The organism is Stutzerimonas stutzeri (genome assembly GCF_000219605.1).
Taxonomy (GTDB): domain Bacteria; phylum Pseudomonadota; class Gammaproteobacteria; order Pseudomonadales; family Pseudomonadaceae; genus Stutzerimonas; species Stutzerimonas stutzeri.
In genome coordinates this window covers 2,043,007-2,061,822 of record NC_015740.1, presented here as the reverse complement: position 1 = coordinate 2,061,822, position 18,816 = coordinate 2,043,007, and the positions used below count along the sequence as shown (strand labels likewise).

Genomic DNA, 18,816 nt, shown 5'->3' with positions numbered 1-18,816 from the left:
ATTGGCGGCCCCGAGCTTGTCCGGAGAAGCGCGCCAGACACGACTCGCACCCCAGCGGCCAGCCGCGCTCGACTTAACTTCGTGAGCCATTTCCGCTAGACTCAGCCCGCCGTTTTTGGCGCCATAGTCCGCACGAAGCTGTTTTCAAAGCGTCACGAGCACAGTTTGACCCGGCAACGTGCCGGATGCGCAGAGCTGCCTGTTCCCTGCTCATCCGGCCTCTTCCGCCAGCGTAAAACTTTGAAAACAGCTTCCGGATGCGCGTCCCGAAACACCCAAGGGACCAATGATGAGGGTAAAAACTGTGCTTGAAGCCTATCGCAAACACGTAGAAGAGCGTGCCGCCCAGGGCGTTGTGCCCCAGCCGCTGAACGCCGAACAGACCGCCGGCCTGATCGAATTGCTGAAGAACCCGCCAGCGGGCGAAGAAGCATTCCTCGTTGACCTGATCACCAACCGCGTCCCCGCGGGCGTCGACGAGGCTGCCTACGTCAAGGCCGGCTTCCTGTCCGCCCTGGCCAAGGGCGAAACCTCTTCTCCGCTGCTGAGCAAGCAGCGTGCCGTCGAACTGCTGGGCACCATGCAGGGCGGCTACAACATCGCCACCCTGGTCGAGCTGCTGGACAGCGCGGAACTGGGCGCAGTCGCCGCCGAGCAACTGAAGCACACCCTGCTGATGTTCGACGCCTTCCATGACGTCGCCGAGAAGGCCAAGGCCGGCAACCAGCACGCCAAGGCCGTCATGCAGTCCTGGGCCGAAGGCGAGTGGTTCACCAACCGCCCGGCGGTTGCCGAAAAGATCACCCTGTCCGTCTTCAAGGTCACTGGTGAAACCAACACCGACGACCTGTCGCCGGCTCCGGATGCCTGGTCGCGCCCGGACATCCCGCTGCACGCTCTGGCCATGCTGAAAATGGCTCGCGACGGCATCAACCCGGACGTACCCGGTTCCGTCGGTCCGATCAAGCAGATGGAAGAGCTGAAAGACAAGGGCTTCCCGGTTGCCTATGTCGGCGACGTGGTCGGTACCGGTTCTTCGCGCAAGTCCGCCACCAACTCGGTGCTGTGGTTCTTCGGCGACGACATCCCCTTCGTTCCGAACAAGCGCGCTGGCGGCTTCTGCTTCGGCACCAAGATCGCCCCGATCTTCTACAACACCATGGAAGACGCCGGCGCCCTGCCGATCGAGTTCGACTGCACCAACCTGGCCATGGGCGACGTGATCGACGTCTATCCCTACGCTGGCAAGGTCTGCAAGCACGGTACCGATGAAGTCATCACCACCTTCGAGCTGAAAACCGAAGTCCTGCTGGACGAAGTCCGTGCCGGCGGCCGTATTCCGCTGATCATTGGCCGTGGCCTCACCGAGAAGGCGCGTGCCGAGCTGGGCCTGGCGCCGTCCACCCTGTTCAAAAAGCCGGAAGCTCCGGCGGACAGCGGCAAAGGCTTCACCTTGGCACAGAAGATGGTCGGTCGCGCCTGCGGTCTGCCGGAAGGCCAGGGCGTGCGCCCGGGCACCTACTGCGAGCCGAAGATGACCACCGTGGGCTCCCAGGACACCACTGGCCCGATGACCCGCGACGAGCTGAAGGACCTGGCTTGCCTGGGCTTCTCCGCTGACCTGGTCATGCAGTCGTTCTGCCACACCGCGGCCTATCCGAAGCCGATCGACGTCAACACCCACCACACCCTGCCGGACTTCATCATGACCCGCGGCGGTGTGTCCCTGCGTCCAGGCGACGGCATCATCCACAGCTGGCTGAACCGCATGCTGCTGCCCGACACCGTCGGCACTGGCGGCGACTCGCACACCCGCTTCCCGATCGGTATCTCCTTCCCGGCGGGTTCTGGCCTGGTCGCCTTCGCCGCCGCCACTGGCGTCATGCCGCTGGACATGCCGGAGTCGGTACTGGTGCGCTTCAAGGGTCAGATGCAGCCTGGCATCACCCTGCGCGACCTGGTTCATGCGATTCCCTACTACGCCATTCAGCAAGGTCTGCTCACCGTCGAGAAGAAAGGCAAGAAGAACATCTTCTCCGGCCGCATCCTCGAGATCGAAGGTCTGAACCAGCTGACCGTCGAGCAGGCGTTCGAGCTGTCCGACGCGTCCGCCGAGCGTTCGGCTGCTGGCTGCACCATCAAGCTGCCGGAAGAGTCGATCGCCGAGTACCTGAAGTCGAACATCACCATGCTGCGCTGGATGATCAGCGAAGGCTACGGCGATGCCCGTACTCTGGAGCGTCGCGCTCGCGCGATGGAAGCCTGGCTGGCCAACCCGCAACTGCTGGAAGCTGACAAGGACGCCGAATACGCGGCCGTGATCGAGATCGACCTGTCCGAAGTGAAAGAGCCCGTGCTCTGCGCACCGAACGACCCGGACGATGCCCGCCTGCTGTCCACCGTTGCCGGCGAGAAGATCGACGAAGTCTTCATCGGTTCCTGCATGACCAACATCGGCCACTTCCGCGCTGCCGGCAAGCTGTTGGACAAGGTCAAGGGCGGCATCCCGACCCGTCTGTGGCTGGCTCCGCCGACCAAGATGGACGCTCACCAGCTGACCGAGGAAGGCTACTACGGCATCTACGGCAAGGCCGGTGCGCGCATGGAAATGCCGGGCTGCTCGCTGTGCATGGGTAACCAGGCGCGCGTACAGACCGGTTCGACCGTGGTCTCCACCTCGACCCGTAACTTCCCGAACCGTCTGGGCGACGCCACCAACGTCTACCTGGCATCGGCCGAGCTGGCTGCAGTCGCATCCATCATCGGCAAGCTGCCGACGGTCGCGGAGTACATGGAATACGCGAAGAACATCGACAGCATGGCTGCCGACATCTATCGCTACCTGTCCTTCGACCAGATCGCCGAGTTCCGTGACGCTGCGGAGAAGACCAAGATCAAGGTCGTCGAAGTCTGATGACTGCATAAGGCAATAAAAAACCCCGCTCCGGCGGGGTTTTTTATGCCCAGTGATTTCTTCGGAATCCGATTGACGCTGATCCGGGCGCAGTCGTGTGCGCCGCCTAACCCACCGGGGAATCACCAGCGCCACCGCTGTGGCGGAAGCCCCGGCAACGTTTGCTGCAGGCAAAGAAAAGCCCGGTCTATGCCGGGCTTTTCGAGCTTGAAGGCTTCAGTTCAGCATTACTGAACCTGAGCTTCTACCTCGGCCTCTACACGACGGTTGATCTGACGACCTTCCTCGGTGGAGTTGTCAGCGACCGGGCGGGACTCGCCGTAGCCAACGGAGTTCACACGATTACCCTGGACACCGTACTCGTTGACCAGAACGTTGCGCACAGCTTCGGCGCGACGCTCGGACAGACGCTGGTTGTACTGGTCGGTACCAACGGAGTCGGTGTGACCTTCAACCACGGTGGTGGTCTGCGGGTACTGCTGCATGAAGTCAGCGAGGTTCTTGATGTCGCTGTAGCTTTCTTCGCGGACGCGCGACTTGTCGAAATCGAACTTGACGTCCAGTTCGACACGCACGACTTCCGGAGCCGGTTCCGGCTCGGTGTCGACGATCGGAGCCGGAGCCGGTTCCGGAGTCGGCTCAACGGCTGCAACCTGACGGGCGCCGCCACCGAAGTTCAGGCCGACACCAACGCCAGCCATCCACTCGGCTTCGTCGGCATCGATGTTGTACATGCCGTCAACGCTCGCCTTGGCGAAGAAGTTCTCGGTGAAGTAGTACTTCACGCCAGTACCCACGTTGGCGAAGGTGCTGCGGTCACGACCACCACGATCGGCCTGGCCGATGCTCTGGTGCGCAACGCCAGCGGAAACGTACGGACGCAGACCAACACCCGGAGCACCGAAGTGGTAAGCGGCGTCAAGGGAAGTCAGGCTGCCCTTGATGTTCTTGTGGCTGCCATCGGCGCCAACCGGATCCTTGGAGGTCAGGTCGTGATACTCGCCATAGGAAAGACCCAGCGAAACATCGTCGGTAAGGAAGTAGCTGACGCCAGCACCGTAGAGCTCGCCGTCACGCTGTACGTCACGCGAGCTATCGGTGAAGTAGTGCTTGCCGAACGCTTCCACCTCTACGGCACCCTGTCCTTGGGCCAGCGCGCTAAGAGAAGTGGCGGCAACCATCGAACCGATAACGACGCCTAAGGTGTTTTTAAGTTTCATCCGTAAATCCCCATCTGGTGGTTAGAATCAGAACAATCTAAGGAAACCGGCTGTCTGTATGCCCAAGCTGTTCGCAAGGTATAAGACAAGTTTCCGGGATTAAGTTTCAGCGGTATCCGAAAATTTTTCTCGCAGCTTGTCGAGCGCGCGCTTGTATCGCATCTTCGTCGCGCTTAAACCCATGTGCATGATATCGGCAATTTCCTGGAACTCCAGTTCAGCAACAAAACGCAACACCAATATCTCGCGATCGATTGGATTCACATGTACTAGCCATCGGTCGAGACCGGTCTTCTCTTCGATCTTTGGCGCCTTTTCGTCTGAGGCTTCCTCGAGCGGATCCAGGCTCAGCGCATCGAGCAGGCGTCGCTTGCGGCGCTCTTTGCGATATTGGGTAATGCACTCATTATAAGTGATGCTATATAGCCAGGTCTTGAACTTGGACTTGCCTTCAAAGTTCTTCAGGCCATATAGAACCTTGAGCATTACTTCCTGACAGACATCGTCGGCGTCTCGCTCGTTTCCCAAATAGCGGGCACATACATTGAACAGCGTGCGCTGATATCGGCGCATGAGTTCTTCGTAGGCCCGCGTAATATGAAACAGCTCGACATGCGCATGCTGCACCAGCTCTTCATCGGTGAGCTGGCGAGGGTCGTAGCGCGATATGGACGATGGGGTTTTAGTCAAGACGCTTCGAGCCGGCAATCAAAGTCACGGCCGCCATTCATGGAAACCGGAAAAAAGGCGACGTACTTTACCAGAATCGGATGGCTAGCGGCTGCCGACGCGCTGCTCGAGCAGCACTTTGTTGGCAACCGAAGCCAGCTCGCCGTCATCGGTCAGCAGCAATGTCTTGACCGTCCCGATCTCCTCGATCTGCCCTTCGATGTCTGCCAGGCGCACACGCTGGCCCACTTCGTACAGCTCGCGAACATATATGCCTGCCAGGATCTGGCCGACCAGTTCGCGGCTACCTAGACCGAACGCCAGCGCCACCGCAAGGCCAAAGGTGATCAGCACGATGGCGATGACGTAGTTCAGCAGTTCGGTCTTGACCTCCAGCTGACCAATAGCCACCGAGATGCTGATGATGATCACCAGACCCTGTGCAATCCGGGCCAGGCCGTTGGCGTAGTCCAGCCCCACGCTTTCCGCAGCGCCGCGAACGAGACCACTGAGCACCTGTGCGAGCAGCACGCCAGCCAGCAGAATCAGCGCCGCACCGAATACTTTCGGCACGTAGAGCGCAAGCATGTCCAGGGTCGCCGATACCCGCTCCAGTCCGAGCGATTCCGCAGCCGAAACCAGGAAAATCAGGAGGACGAACCAGTACACCACCTTGCCGATCAAGGCCGATACCGGAATGCGTATGCCCGCCCGTCCCAGCAACTTGGTGAGGCCGATCCCGGCCATCAGGCGATCCAGCCCCAGTTTGGCGAGAACCTTGGAAAGCAGCGTGTCCAGGAGCTTGGCCACCACGAAACCGAGCAGCACCACGACCAGTGCGCCGAAAAGGCGGGGAATGAAGGCCGCGACAGATGCCCAGAGCGAACTCATCGCCGCCAGCAGACTTTGGGTCCAGGGATCGAATTCCATGATCAATCAGCCTTATCGAACGAACGGTGGGAGGTGCCTCGACGAGAGACGGGAGCGAGATGACCTTTGCCGCTGTTGGCGGCCATCATCAGTGCTTGCAGCCAGTGGCCGATCAGCGCGAACAGATCGCCAGCCCCTACCTGACGGTTGGCCGTTTTCAGAACGCGCCCCAGACAAGCATCGTCGTCATGGACGGACGGCTTGTTGAGCAGGTCGCGCAGGGATTCTTCGAAGGGATCGCGCATGCAAACCTCGCAAAAGTATGTCGCCTAGACGGCCTACGACCGGGTGGGAGTCACATTCATAGCCAACGCAAACGGCGAAGCATCCACCACTGCAGCAAGGCGATACTGCCGATCAGTACGCAGGCTACGGCGAACCCGTACGGGAAGTCGGCACCTGGGATACCCCCGACGTTGATTCCGAGCAACCCGGTGAGAAAGCTGAGCGGCAGAAAAAAGCCCGTAATGATAGCAAGCAGATACATGGTCCGGTTCATCCGCTCGCTCAGCCTGCGGTGTTCAGACTCCAGCACGAGATTGATCCGCTCCCGGACCATTTCGAGCTCTTCGAGGTAACGGGTCAGGCGGTTGCTGAGCTCGTTCCAATACTCGGTATCGTCATCGACGAACCAGCTCAGTCCGTTGCGCGTCAGCTGCCCGTAGAGCTCCCGCTGGGGCAGCAGGAACCGGCGCAGGCCAGCCGCCTGCCGACGCAAGGAGAGCATCGAATCGTGCTCGGGGGTGTAGCGCTCGTTCGCCTCAAGCGCTTCTTCTTCCTTATCGATCCGCTCGGAAAGCTGCATGACGAGGTCATCGACGCGGTCGGTCATCGCCTCGGCGAGATAGATCAGCAGCTCAGACGCGGTCTTCGGCCCTCTTCCCTCCGACAGCAGCTGTATGACCACTTCCGTAGATCGCAATGGCCGCAGCCGAAGGGAAATGACGCGTTGCCGATCGGCGAACACGCGCACGGACACCATGTCTTCCGGTTCCGCATCGGGGTTCAGATTGACGCCGCGCAGGAAAAGCAGCAGCTCCTCCTGAGGCAAGGCTAGCATGCGGGGCCGCGTGTTCTCTTCCAGCAGCACATCGCAGGCAAACGCACTGAGTCCGCTCTGCCTGCGCAACCATTGCTGCGCCTGGGGTTGGCTGCGATCCCAGTGCAACCAGAGGCTTTCATGCGCCTGCAGTTGCAAGGTCGGCAGGGCCTGATAGCCGATCTGTCGGGCACCGCCGCTGCCATCCAGAACAAACGCGTGGATCAGACCGTTTTGCTCGCTATGAGATTCCCGCATCGATGTACCGTCGTCACTCATGAAAAGCCCGGCGAAGCCGGGCTCGGAACAGATGACGGGCATGCCCGCCAGTGCAGCGGATTACTGGGGCATCGACAGCGGCTCTGGCGACACAATGATGCCGTTGTTATCGGCATACACGTACTCACCCGGACGGAACGTCACGCCGCAAAAGGTCACCGGGACGTTGAGATCGCCAATGCCACGCTTGTCGGTCTTCATCGGGTGGCTGGCCAGGGCCTGTACGCCCAGCTCGGTCTGAGCGAGCACGTCGACGTCACGTACGCAGCCGTAAATGATCAGACCTTCCCAGCCATTGCGTGCCGCTTTCTCGGCAAGCATGTCGCCCAGCAGCGCACGGCGCAGCGAGCCACCACCGTCGACGACCATCACCTTGCCGGTACCGTCGACGTCAACCTGGTCCTTGACCAGCGAGTTGTCCTCGAAGCACTTGATGGTCACGATCTCCCCACCGAAGGAATCGCGACCGCCGAAATTGCTGAACAGCGGTTCGACGACCTGTACCAGGTCAGGATAGGCGTCGCACAGATCAGGCGTGACGTATTGCATGGAAAGCTCCTTCTGCTAGGGATAACGACCTTAGAACCATCTGGCGCGACATATTAGCCGCAAGCGGTCAGCGGCGGAACGGACAGGGATTTCCGGCGCAAATGAAAACGGGGCTGACGCCCCGTTTTCGATCTACCGCAACGGTCAGATCTGGCGATCAGCCAGGAAGAACCAGGTGTCCAGCACGGAATCCGGATTCAGCGACACGCTCTCGATGCCCTGCTCCATCAGCCACTTGGCCAGATCCGGATGATCCGACGGGCCCTGACCGCAGATACCGATGTACTTGCCAGCCTTGTTGCACGCCTGGATGGCATTGGCGAGCAGCTTCTTCACCGCCGGATTACGCTCGTCGAACAGGTGGGCAATGATTCCGGAGTCGCGATCCAGGCCCAGAGTCAGCTGAGTCATGTCGTTGGAGCCGATGGAGAAACCATCGAAGAACTCGAGGAACTCGTCAGCCAGCAGAGCGTTGGACGGCAGCTCGCACATCATGATGACCCGCAGGCCATTCTCGCCACGCTTGAGCCCGTACTTCGCCAGCAGATCGACAACCTGGGATGCTTCGCCCAGTGTGCGCACGAACGGCACCATCAGCTCGACGTTGGTCAGCCCCATGACGTCGCGGACCTTCTTCATCGCGCGGCATTCAAGCTCGAAGCAGTCGCGGAACGAGTCGCTGATGTAGCGCGAGGCTCCGCGGAAGCCCAGCATCGGGTTCTCTTCTTCCGGCTCGTAGAGCTTGCCGCCGATCAGGTTGGCGTACTCGTTGGACTTGAAGTCCGACAGGCGCACGATGACCTTCTTCGGCCAGAACGCTGCTGCCAGGGTGCTGACGCCCTCGACCAGCTTCTCGACATAGAAGTTGACCGGGTCGTCGTAACCAGCGATGCGCTTCTCGACGCTGCTCTTCACGTCGGCCGGCAGGCCTTCGAAATTCAGCAGCGCCTTGGGGTGCACGCCGATCATGCGGTTGATGATGAACTCGAGGCGGGCCAGGCCGACGCCTTCGTTCGGCAGGTGGGCGAAGTCGAAGGCGCGATCCGGGTTGCCGACGTTCATCATGATCTTGAACGGCAGCTCCGGCATGGCGTCGATGGAGTTCTGGCGAATGTCGAAGCCCAGTTCGCCATCGAAGATCAGGCCGGTATCGCCTTCCGCACAGGAGACAGTAACGCGCTGGCCATCCTTGAGGATTTCGGTGGCATTGCCGCAGCCGACTACTGCCGGAATACCCAGCTCACGGGCGATGATCGCTGCGTGACAGGTACGCCCGCCGCGGTTGGTGACGATGGCGCTGGCGCGCTTCATCACCGGTTCCCAATCCGGATCGGTCATGTCGGAGACCAGCACGTCGCCCGGCTGGACCTTGTCCATCTCGCTCACGTCGTGGATGACCTTGACCGGGCCTGCGCCGATGCGCTGGCCGATGGCACGACCCTCGACCAGTACGGTGCCCTTCTCCTTCAGCAGGTAACGCTCCATCACGTTGGCGCTGCTGCGGCTCTTCACGGTTTCCGGACGGGCCTGGACGATGTACAGCTTGCCGTCGTCACCGTCCTTGGCCCATTCGATGTCCATCGGGCGGCCGTAGTGCTTCTCGATGATCATCGCCTGCTTGGCGAGGTTGGTGACCTCTTCATCCGTCAGGCAGAAGCGCGCACGGTCGGCTGCATCGACGTCGACAGTCTTGACCGACTTGCCGGCCTTGGCTTCGTCGCCATAGACCATTTTGATCGCCTTGCTGCCCAGGTTGCGGCGCAGGATAGCCGGGCGACCCGCTTCCAGCGTCTGCTTGTGGACGTAGAACTCGTCCGGGTTGACCGCGCCCTGCACAACAGTTTCGCCAAGGCCGTAGGCGCCGGTGATGAAGACCACATCACGGAAGCCCGATTCGGTGTCGAGGGTGAACATCACACCGGCGGTGCCGGTTTCCGAGCGGACCATGCGCTGTACACCGGCGGACAGGGCGACCAGCTTGTGATCGAAACCCTGGTGCACGCGGTAGGCAATGGCACGGTCGTTGAACAGAGAGGCGAACACTTCCTTGGCCGCGCGGATCACGTTGTCCACGCCACGGATGTTGAGGAAGGTTTCCTGCTGGCCGGCAAAGGACGCATCCGGCAGGTCTTCGGCGGTGGCCGAGGAGCGGACCGCGACGGCCATGTTGTCGTTGCCGCCGGACATTTCGGCGAAGGCCGTGCGAATGTCGGCGTCGAGCTGCGGCGGGAACTCGGCGTCCATGACCCACTGGCGGATCTGCGCGCCGGCCTTGGCCAGGGCGTTGACGTCATCCACGTCGAGGGCATCGAGCAGAGCGTGGATCTGATCGTTCAGACCGCTGAGTTCGAGGAAGTCGCGATAGGCCTGAGCCGTCGTGGCGAAACCGCCCGGTACGGAAACGCCGGCACCGGCGAGGTTGCTGATCATCTCGCCCAGGGAGGCGTTCTTGCCCCCTACACGCTCAACGTCATGATTGCCGAGCTTATCGAGGGAAACTACGTACTCTACCAAGGTGATCTCTCCACATTAGTGTTGGAAACTCAACCGGAGCCAGGCCGCACGACTGTGGCCCGACCCTGCAAAATAAGTAACAATGCCCGCCAACCGGGCTCGGCGAAGGGCCTACTATAGCTGGGAACCGTTCTCGACTTAAGGCCCAAGGCACATGAAACGAACTGCTTTCTTCATTTCGGACGGCACAGGCATCACCGCGGAAACCCTGGGCCAGAGTCTTCTGGCACAGTTCGAGAACATCACTTTCACGAAACTGACGCGCCCGTACATCGACACCGCGGAAAAAGCGCGGGCCATGGTACAGCAAATCAATAATGCCGCGGAAAAGGACGGTGGCCGGCCGATCATCTTCGACACGCTGGTTAACCAGGAAATCCGTGACATTCTGGCCGAATCCAATGGCTTCATGATCGATATCTTCTCTTCGTTCCTTGCTCCGCTGGAACATGAGCTGATGTCACGTTCCTCCTATTCCGTGGGCAAATCCCACTCGATCAGCCACAACGCCAACTACATGGAGCGTATCGAGGCAGTCAACTTCGCCCTCGACAACGACGATGGTGCACGCACCCGCTACTACGACAAGGCGGACCTGATCCTGGTTGGCGTTTCCCGCTGCGGCAAGACGCCAACCTGCCTGTACATGGCGATGCAGTACGGCATCCGCGCCGCCAACTACCCGCTCACCGAGGACGACATGGAGCGCCTGCAGCTGCCCAGTGCACTCAAGGAGTACAAGGACAAGCTGTTCGGTCTCACCATCGACCCGGACCGCCTGGCTGCCATCCGCAACGAACGCAAGCCCAACAGCCGCTACGCCAGTTTCGCCCAATGCGAATTCGAAGTGCGCGAGGTGGAAAACCTGTTCCGCCGCGAGAACATCAACTTCATCAACTCCACGCATTTTTCGGTCGAGGAAATCTCGGCCAAGATCCTGGTGGAGAAAGGCGTCGAGCGTCGACTCAAATAACCGCCGCTTCGCTAGACAACAAAAAGTCCGCTTGGTGCGGACTTTTTGCGTTCAAGGCGCAAGAAAAATCTGCGCAGGACCCACTCGACCTGGCCGTGCACCAGCCTTAGAAGGCATCACCGGGGACCCGCACCCAGCCTTCCATCAGCACCCGCGCGCTGCGGCTCATGATGGCTTTGGTCACGGTCCACTGGCCGTCTATCTGCTTCGCCTCGGCACCGACGCGCAACGTGCCGGACGGATGCCCGAAGCGCACGGCCTGACGCTCACCACCACCCGCGGCAAGATTGACCAGCGTACCGGGCACCGCCGCCGCCGTGCCGATGGCCACCGCACAGGTGCCCATCATGGCGTGGTGCAGCTTGCCCATGGACAGTGCGCGCACGAGCAGATCCACCTCACCCGCTTCGATGGTCTTGCCGGACGACGCACGATAGCTTTTCGGCCGGGAAACGAACGCAACCTTCGGCGTGTGCTGGCGGGTCAACGCCTCCTCAGCGGTCTTGATCAAGCCCATCCGCAGCGCTCCGGCTACGCGAATCGACTCCAGACGAGCCAGCGCCTCCGGATTGCCGTTGATGTCCTCGCGCAACTCCGTGCCCTGATAGCCGATGTCCTCGGCATTGACGAATACTGTCGGGATGCCCGCACTGATCATGGTCGCCTTGAGCGTGCCGATACCGGGCACCTCCAGGTCGTCGACCAGGCTGCCGGTCGGAAACATCGAGCCGCCCTCCTCGCCATCATCGGACGGATCGAGGAATTCCAGCACGATTTCCGCAGCCGGAAAGGTCACACCGTCCAGCTCGAAGTCGCCGGTTTCCTGTACCTGCCGGTTGGCTACCGGCACATGGGCGATGATGGTCTTGCCGATGTTGGCCTGCCAGATCCGCACTACGCAGGTGCCGTTGTCCGGGATACGCGAGGCGTCCACCAGCCCTGCGTGCAGCGCGAAGGCACCGGCGCCGGTAGAGAGGTTGCCGCAGTTACCGCTCCAGTCGACGAAGGGCTTGTCGATCGACACCTGGCCATAGAGGTACTCGACGTCGTGATCGGGGCGACTGCTCTTCGACAGAATGACGCATTTGCTGGTGCTCGATGTGGCGCCGCCCATGCCATCGATGTGCGCCGAGTACGGGTCAGGGCTGCCGATCACGCGCATGAACAGCTTGTCGCGGGCAGCACCCGGCACCTGGCAGCTCTGCGGGAGATCCTGCAGACGGAAGAACACGCCCTTGCTGGTGCCGCCACGCATGTAGGTGGCAGGAATCCTGATCTGGGGAAGATGAGCCATGGGAATCTGGTCCTCATGAAGCTGCGCCACCGGACGGTCGCGCAGGAATGAAATGTCGCCGCTGCGCACACGCTCTGCGAACGAACCACAGAGCATGTGCGGAACTGGCGTGCTTCAGGCCTGGCCGAGGAAATCCTTGGCGAAGCGCTGCAGTACGCCACCGGCCTGGTAGACGCTGACCTCGGCCGCGGTGTCGAGGCGGCACGTGACCGGCACGCGGGTCTCTTCCCCATTCTTGCGATGCACGACCAGGGTCAGATCGCAACGCGGCGACAGTTCGCCTTCGATGTCGTAGGTTTCGGTGCCGTCAAGGCCGAGGGTCAGGCGGGTGGTGCCCGGCTTGAACTCGACCGGCAGCACGCCCATACCCACCAGGTTGGTACGGTGGATGCGCTCGAAGCCTTCGGCGACGATCACTTCCACGCCGGCCAGACGCACGCCCTTGGCCGCCCAGTCACGCGAGCTGCCCTGGCCATAGTCGGCACCGGCGACGATGATCAGGTTCTGCTTGCGATTCATGTAGGTTTCGATGGCTTCCCACATGCGCATGACCTGGCCTTCCGGCTCGACACGGGCCAGCGAGCCCTTCTGCACCTTGCCATCGACCACGGCCATTTCGTTGACCAGCTGCGGGTTGGCGAAGGTGGCGCGCTGTGCGGTCAAGTGATCGCCGCGATGGGTTGCGTAGGAATTGAAGTCCTCCTCCGGCAGCCCCATTTTGGCCAGGTACTCTCCCGCCGCCGAATCCGGCAGGATGGCATTGGATGGCGACAGGTGATCGGTGGTGATGTTGTCCGGCAGGATCGCCAGCGGTCGCATGCCCTTGAGGGTACGCTCGCCAGCCAGCGCGCCTTCCCAGTACGGCGGCCGGCGAATGTAGGTAGACATCGGGCGCCAGTCGTACAACGGACTCTTTGCCTCCTCGATGCTGCCCAGGTCGAACATCGGGATGTAGACCTGCTTGAACTGCTCCGGCTTGACCGAGGCGGCGACGATGGCGTCGATCTCCTCGTCGGATGGCCAGAGGTCCTTCAGAGTGACCGGATGGCCGTTCTTGTCGGTGCCCAGCACGTCCTGTTCGATGTCGAAGCGCACGGTGCCGGCGATGGCGTAGGCCACCACCAACGGCGGCGAGGCCAGGAAGGCCTGCTTGGCGTAAGGGTGGATGCGTCCGTCAAAGTTGCGGTTGCCGGACAGCACTGCCGTGGCATACAGGTCACGGTCGATGATTTCCTGCTGGATCTTCGGGTCCAGCGCACCGGACATGCCGTTACAGGTCGTGCACGCATAGGCGACGATGCCGAAGCCAAGCTTCTCCAGTTCCGGCAGCAGGCCCGCCTCTTCCAGGTACAGCTTGGCCACCTTCGAGCCCGGGGCGAAAGACGTCTTCACCCAAGGCTTGCGTACCAGCCCCAGTTCGTTGGCCTTTTTGGCCAGCAGGCCCGCCGCGACCACGTTGCGCGGGTTGGAGGTATTGGTGCAGCTGGTGATGGCGGCGATGATCACCGCGCCATCCGGCAACAGGCCTTCGGCCTCCTCGGCACGTGCGGCGGCCAGCTTGGCCTCGTCGGCGATCCCACGCTCGTGCAGTGCCGACGTCGGCAGACGCTTGTGCGGGTTGCTCGGACCGGCCATGTTGCGCACCACGCTGGACAGGTCGAATTCGAGCACGCGTTCGTACTCGGCGCCTTCCAGAGCTGTCGCCCACAGGCCGGTTTCCTTGGCGTACTGCTCGACCAGGGCAACCTGCTCCGGTTCGCGGCCGGTCAGTTTGAGGTACTCGATGGTCTGCTGGTCGATGTAGAACATCGCAGCGGTGGCGCCGTACTCCGGGCACATGTTGGAAATGGTGGCGCGGTCACCGATGGACAGACTGTCGGCGCCCTCGCCGAAGAACTCGACCCAGGCTCCGACGACACGTTCCTTGCGCAGGAACTCGGTCAGCGCGAGGACGATATCGGTGGCGGTGATGCCTGGCTGACGCTTGCCGGTGAGCTTGACCCCGACGATGTCGGGCAGGCGCATCATCGAAGGCAGGCCGAGCATCACGGTCTCTGCCTCCAGGCCGCCGACGCCGATGGCGATGACGCCCAGTGCATCGACGTGGGGCGTGTGTGAATCGGTGCCCACGCAGGTGTCCGGGAAGGCTACGCCGCCGCGGGCCTGGATCACCGGGGACATCTTCTCCAGGTTGATCTGGTGCATGATGCCGTTGCCGGCGGGGATCACGTCGACGTTCTTGAACGCCGTCTTGGTCCACTCGATGAAGTGGAAACGATCCTCGTTGCGGCGCTCCTCGACGGCACGGTTCTTCTCGAAGGCGTCCGGATCGAAGCCGGCGTACTCGACGGCCAGCGAATGGTCGACGATCAGCTGGGTCGGCACCACCGGGTTGACCTTGGCCGGGTCGCCGCCCTGCTCCGCGATCGCGTCACGCAGGCCGGCGAGATCGACCAGCGCGGTCTGGCCGAGGATGTCATGGCAGACCACGCGCGCCGGATACCAGGGAAAGTCCAGATCGCGCTTGCGCTCGATGATCTGCTTGAGCGAATCGGTCAGCGCTGCCGGTTCGCAGCGGCGCACCAGCTGCTCGGCCAGCACGCGGGAGGTATAGGGCAGCTTGTCATAGGCGCCCGGCTGAATGGCTTCGATCGCCTCGCGGGTGTCGAAGTAGTCAAGCCCGGTGCCTGGCAGCGGTTTGCGGTGTTCTGTATTCATGCCGGAAGAACTCAATCCAGTAATGTTCCGAGGGGCAAGGCCTGGAGGAACCCGCACGGCGGGCTCCCCATCCCGATCAGCGCTGGGCGATCGGTACTACCTTGCGCTGTTCCGGACCGATGTACTCGGCACTCGGCCGAATGATCCGGTTGTTGCTGCGTTGTTCGAACACATGGGACGCCCAACCGGTGACGCGCGAGCAGACGAAGATCGGCGTGAACAGCTTGGTGGGGATGCCCATGAAGTGATAAGCGGAGGCATGGTAGAAGTCGGCGTTGGGGAACAGCTTCTTCTGCTCCCACATGGTTTCGTCGACGGCTACCGAGACCGGGTAGAGCACGGTATCGCCCACTTCGTCAGCGAGCTTCTTGGCCCAGACCTTGATCACCTCGTTGCGCGGGTCGGAGACGCTGTAGATCGCGTGGCCGAAGCCCATGATCTTGTCCTTGCGCTCGAGCATGCCGAGGATCGCTTCGCGGGCCTCTTCCGGGCTCTTCCACTGCTCGATCATGTCCATCGCCGCTTCGTTGGCGCCGCCATGCAGCGGGCCGCGCAGCGAACCGATGGCACCGGTCACGCAGGAATAGAGGTCGGACAGCGTCGAAGCGCAGACACGGGCGGTGAAGGTCGAGGCGTTGAACTCGTGCTCGGCGTAGAGGATCAGCGAGACGTTCATCACCTTGACGTGCAGGTCGCTCGGCTTCTTGCCGTGCAGCAGCGCGAGGAAATGACCACCCAGGGTGTCTTCGTCGCTGGTGCAGTCGATGCGCACACCGTCATGGGTGAAGCGGTACCAGTAACACATGATGGCCGGGAAGGCGGCCATCAGGCGCTCGGCCACGTCGCGCTGCTGATCGAAGCTGAGTTCGGGCTCAAGGGTGCCGAGCACCGACGAACCGGTGCGCATCACATCCATCGGATGCGCGCTGGCCGGGATGCGCTCGAGCACATCCTTCAGCGGCTGCGGCAGGTCGCGCATGGTCTTCAGGCGCTTTTTGTAGTCGGCCAGTTGCGCAGTGGTGGGCAGCTCGCCGTAGAACAGCAGATAGGCCACTTCTTCGAAGTCGCACTCAGCCGCCAGGTCGCGTACGTCATAGCCACGGTAGGTCAGACCGGCGCCGGTCTTGCCGACGGTGCACAGGGCGGTCTGCCCGGCGATCTGTCCGCGCAGCCCCGCACCGCTCAATACTTTTGCTTCAGCCATTGCTATCTCCTTCTTGGATTTGTTCTGGATACTGCAAATCACGTTGAAAAATGGATCGCAAAGGTCCCGCTGGCAAATCCCGGCGGGACCTGCTCGTCAGCTCTTCTTCTGGGCGAACAGCGCGTCGAGATGCTGCTCGAACGCGTGGTAGTTGATGCGATCGTAGAGCTCCATGCGGGTCTGCATGGTGTCGATCACATTCTTCTGGGTGCCATCACGGCGCAGCGCGGTGTAGACATTCTCGGCCGCCTTGTTCATGGCGCGGAACGCCGACAGCGGATAGAGCACCAGGGAAACGTCGACGCTGGCCAGCTCCTCGGTGGTGTACAGCGGCGTGGCGCCGAACTCGGTGATGTTGGCCAGGATCGGTGCCTTCACGCGGTCGGCGAAGGTCTTGTACATGGCCAGCTCGGTGATCGCCTCTGGGAAGATCATGTCAGCACCGGCCTCGATGCAGGCTGCAGCACGATCCAGCGCGGAGTTCAGTCCTTCCACCGCCAGCGCATCGGTACGCGCCATGATCACGAAGCTGTCGTCAGTGCGCGCGTCGACCGCCGCCTTGATGCGATCGACCATTTCCTGCTGGGAAACGATTTCCTTGTTCGGCCGATGGCCGCAACGCTTGGCGCCGACCTGGTCCTCGATGTGGATCGCGGCAGCGCCGAACTTGATCATCGACTTCACGGTGCGGGCCACGTTGAACGCCGAGGAGCCGAAGCCGGTGTCGACATCCACCAGCAGCGGCAGGTCGCAGACGTCGGTGATGCGACGGACGTCGGTCAGCACATCGTCGAGCCCGGTGATTCCCAGGTCAGGCAGACCCAGCGAGCCCGCGGCGACGCCACCGCCGGACAGGTAGATCGCCTTGAAGCCGGCGCGCTTGGCCAGCAGCGCATGATTGGCGTTGATCGCACCGACCACCTGCAGGGGATGTTCGCTGGCGACCGCGTCGCGAAAACGCTGACCGGGGGTTGGGAGTGTCATGCCTCACCTCTTGGTTGTGGTGTTTGCTCAAGAGCACCTTTGAAATGGCGCTCGACATTGCGCTTGGAAGCGGCGATATGGCGGCGCATCAGCAGCTCCGCCAGTTCGCCATCGCGCTCGGCGATGGCGTCCAGGATTCGGTGGTGTTCGGCGAAGGCCTGATGCGGCCGATTCGGCGTGGTGGAGAACTGGATGCGGTACATGCGCACCAGCTGGTAGAGCTCGTCGCACAGCAGCTTGGCCAGCGTGCGGTTGCCGCTGCCCTGGATGATCCGGTAGTGGAAGTCGAAGTCGCCTTCCTGCTGGTAGTAACCGACGCCAGCCTGAAACGCCTCATCGCGTTCGTGAGTGCTGAGCACCCGACGCAGCTCATCGATCTCCGCCTCGCTCATGCGTTCGGCGGCCAGGCGACAGGCCATGCCTTCCAGGGACTCACGAATTTCGTAGAGTTCGATCAGCTCGGCATGGCTCAGCGAAACCACGCGCGCGCCCACATGGGGAACGCGGACAAGCAGTTTCTGGCCCTCCAGCCGGTGGATAGCCTCGCGCAGCGGCCCGCGGCTGATGCCGTAGGTACGCGCCAGTTCGGGCTCGGAAATCTTGCTGCCCGGCGCAATTTCACCCTTGACGATCGCAGCCTGGATCAGGCGGAACACGTTCTCGGCAAGTGTGCCGCTATCAAGCTGCTGTACTGATGGGGGTAGCTCAACGGTATCCAGCATGATTGTCGACAATCCGAAAGACAGTACGGCGAAACTACGCCTGCAAAACCTAACAGTCAACTGACGCAGTCCGCCGATTGTCGACACCTTTACTAAAGTCGTACGCTCGGCATGGTCTGTATCAAGGGGTGTCAAAGCGCTGGTGGCCGTTGTAGCGCCAAGAAATCAGCATGCTAGAATGCCAGCCTTTCGCGTCCAGGCCGCTCGCCGGACCTTTCGGCGCAGGCCAGCCGGCCATTCTTCCCTTCCCTTAGATTTCAGGTTCCATGAGAGTTAAAGCCTACCTTCTGCTGCTCTGCGTACTGATCCTGCCCGCCATCGGCGTGGCTGCCGAAAAGGCGATCTACGGTCTGAACGAACACGTCGGCATTCCCGACTTCAATCTGGAAGTGGAAGCGAAACTCGACACCGGCGCGCAGACGGCATCGCTTAGCGCGCGCGACATCACTCGCTTCAAGCGCAAGGGCGAATCCTGGGTGCGCTTCTACCTGGCCGTCGACAGCGCCCATGCGCAGCCCATCGAACGCCCCCTGGCGCGGATCAGCAAGATCAAACGTCGCGCCGGCGACTTCGATCCGGAAGAGGAAAAGACCTATACCGCACGACCGGTCATCGAGCTCGATCTGTGCATGGGCAAGGTCAAACGCACCATCGAAGTGAACCTCACCGACCGTACGGCTTTCCAATACCCACTTTTGATCGGTTCCGATGCGCTCACCCGCTTCGGTGCCCTGGTGGACCCAAGTCGCACCTTTATTGCCGGCAAGCCCGGTTGCCTCAACGAATCTGACGCTGACGAGTAATACC

15 protein-coding genes are annotated in these 18,816 nt (G+C 61.7%); 3 read left to right on the top strand and 12 right to left on the bottom strand.

Annotated features, from left to right (window positions below):
• The first annotated feature begins 304 nt into the window (after positions 1–304).
• Positions 305–2,914, top strand: coding sequence for a bifunctional aconitate hydratase 2/2-methylisocitrate dehydratase (gene acnB, locus PSTAB_RS09690; protein WP_013982742.1), 2,610 nt, complete (start codon positions 305–307; stop codon positions 2,912–2,914).
• A 227-nt stretch (positions 2,915–3,141) separates the two neighbouring features.
• Here acnB and PSTAB_RS09685 read toward each other — a convergent pair whose 3' ends face one another.
• The 7 genes from PSTAB_RS09685 to ppsA all read right to left on the bottom strand — a co-directional run bounded on the left by PSTAB_RS09685 (position 3,142) and on the right by ppsA (position 10,114).
• The gene (locus PSTAB_RS09685) at positions 3,142–4,134 is read right to left on the bottom strand and encodes an OmpA family protein (RefSeq protein WP_017245063.1); all 993 of its coding nucleotides are present in this window, start codon (positions 4,132–4,134) and stop codon (positions 3,142–3,144) included.
• A gap of 99 nt (positions 4,135–4,233) precedes the next feature.
• A complete protein-coding gene (gene sigX, locus PSTAB_RS09680) occupies positions 4,234–4,824 on the bottom strand; it encodes an RNA polymerase sigma factor SigX (RefSeq protein WP_013982740.1) in 591 nt (196 codons plus the stop codon).
• An 84-nt stretch (positions 4,825–4,908) separates the two neighbouring features.
• A complete protein-coding gene (locus tag PSTAB_RS09675; RefSeq protein WP_013982739.1) occupies positions 4,909–5,733 on the bottom strand; it encodes a mechanosensitive ion channel family protein in 825 nt (274 codons plus the stop codon).
• Positions 5,734–5,735: 2 nt separating this feature from the next.
• Entirely contained in the window at positions 5,736–5,978 is a 243-nt protein-coding gene (locus PSTAB_RS09670) for a hypothetical protein (protein WP_013982738.1), read from the bottom strand.
• 56 nt (positions 5,979–6,034) lie between these two features.
• Positions 6,035–7,030, bottom strand: coding sequence for a zinc transporter ZntB (locus PSTAB_RS09665; protein WP_020306356.1), 996 nt, complete (start codon positions 7,028–7,030; stop codon positions 6,035–6,037).
• An 81-nt stretch (positions 7,031–7,111) separates the two neighbouring features.
• Positions 7,112–7,600: a ribonuclease E activity regulator RraA gene (gene rraA, locus PSTAB_RS09660; protein WP_011913180.1), complete on the bottom strand. Its 489-nt coding sequence runs from the start codon at positions 7,598–7,600 to the stop codon at positions 7,112–7,114.
• Positions 7,601–7,744: 144 nt separating this feature from the next.
• On the bottom strand, positions 7,745–10,114 hold the full coding sequence (ppsA, locus tag PSTAB_RS09655; RefSeq protein WP_013982737.1) for a phosphoenolpyruvate synthase: 2,370 nt from the start codon (positions 10,112–10,114) through the stop codon (positions 7,745–7,747).
• 154 nt (positions 10,115–10,268) lie between these two features.
• Here ppsA and ppsR point away from each other — a divergent pair, with 154 nt between their 5' ends.
• Positions 10,269–11,087, top strand: coding sequence for a posphoenolpyruvate synthetase regulatory kinase/phosphorylase PpsR (ppsR, locus tag PSTAB_RS09650; RefSeq protein ID WP_013982736.1), 819 nt, complete (start codon positions 10,269–10,271; stop codon positions 11,085–11,087).
• Positions 11,088–11,193: 106 nt separating this feature from the next.
• Here ppsR and prpF read toward each other — a convergent pair whose 3' ends face one another.
• The 5 genes from prpF to PSTAB_RS09625 all read right to left on the bottom strand — a co-directional run bounded on the left by prpF (position 11,194) and on the right by PSTAB_RS09625 (position 18,009).
• The gene (prpF, locus tag PSTAB_RS09645; RefSeq protein WP_041771931.1) at positions 11,194–12,381 is read right to left on the bottom strand and encodes a 2-methylaconitate cis-trans isomerase PrpF; all 1,188 of its coding nucleotides are present in this window, start codon (positions 12,379–12,381) and stop codon (positions 11,194–11,196) included.
• Positions 12,382–12,495: 114 nt separating this feature from the next.
• Positions 12,496–15,099 (bottom strand): Fe/S-dependent 2-methylisocitrate dehydratase AcnD, encoded by a 2,604-nt coding sequence (acnD, locus tag PSTAB_RS09640; RefSeq protein WP_014596647.1) that lies wholly within the window; start codon positions 15,097–15,099, stop codon positions 12,496–12,498.
• A 76-nt stretch (positions 15,100–15,175) separates the two neighbouring features.
• Complete coding sequence (prpC, locus tag PSTAB_RS09635) at positions 15,176–16,303, bottom strand: bifunctional 2-methylcitrate synthase/citrate synthase (RefSeq protein ID WP_013982733.1); 1,128 nt, start codon at positions 16,301–16,303, stop codon at positions 15,176–15,178.
• 96 nt (positions 16,304–16,399) lie between these two features.
• Complete coding sequence (gene prpB, locus PSTAB_RS09630) at positions 16,400–17,287, bottom strand: methylisocitrate lyase (RefSeq protein WP_011913174.1); 888 nt, start codon at positions 17,285–17,287, stop codon at positions 16,400–16,402.
• On the bottom strand, positions 17,284–18,009 hold the full coding sequence (locus PSTAB_RS09625) for a GntR family transcriptional regulator (protein WP_011913173.1): 726 nt from the start codon (positions 18,007–18,009) through the stop codon (positions 17,284–17,286). Before PSTAB_RS09625 ends, prpB begins: the two co-directional genes overlap by 4 nt.
• Before the next feature lie 266 nt (positions 18,010–18,275).
• On the opposite strand from PSTAB_RS09625, the gene rloA reads away from it, so the two are divergent.
• Complete coding sequence (gene rloA / locus PSTAB_RS09620) at positions 18,276–18,812, top strand: retropepsin-like aspartic peptidase RloA (RefSeq protein ID WP_013982732.1); 537 nt, start codon at positions 18,276–18,278, stop codon at positions 18,810–18,812.
• The last annotated feature ends 4 nt before the right edge of the window (positions 18,813–18,816 follow it).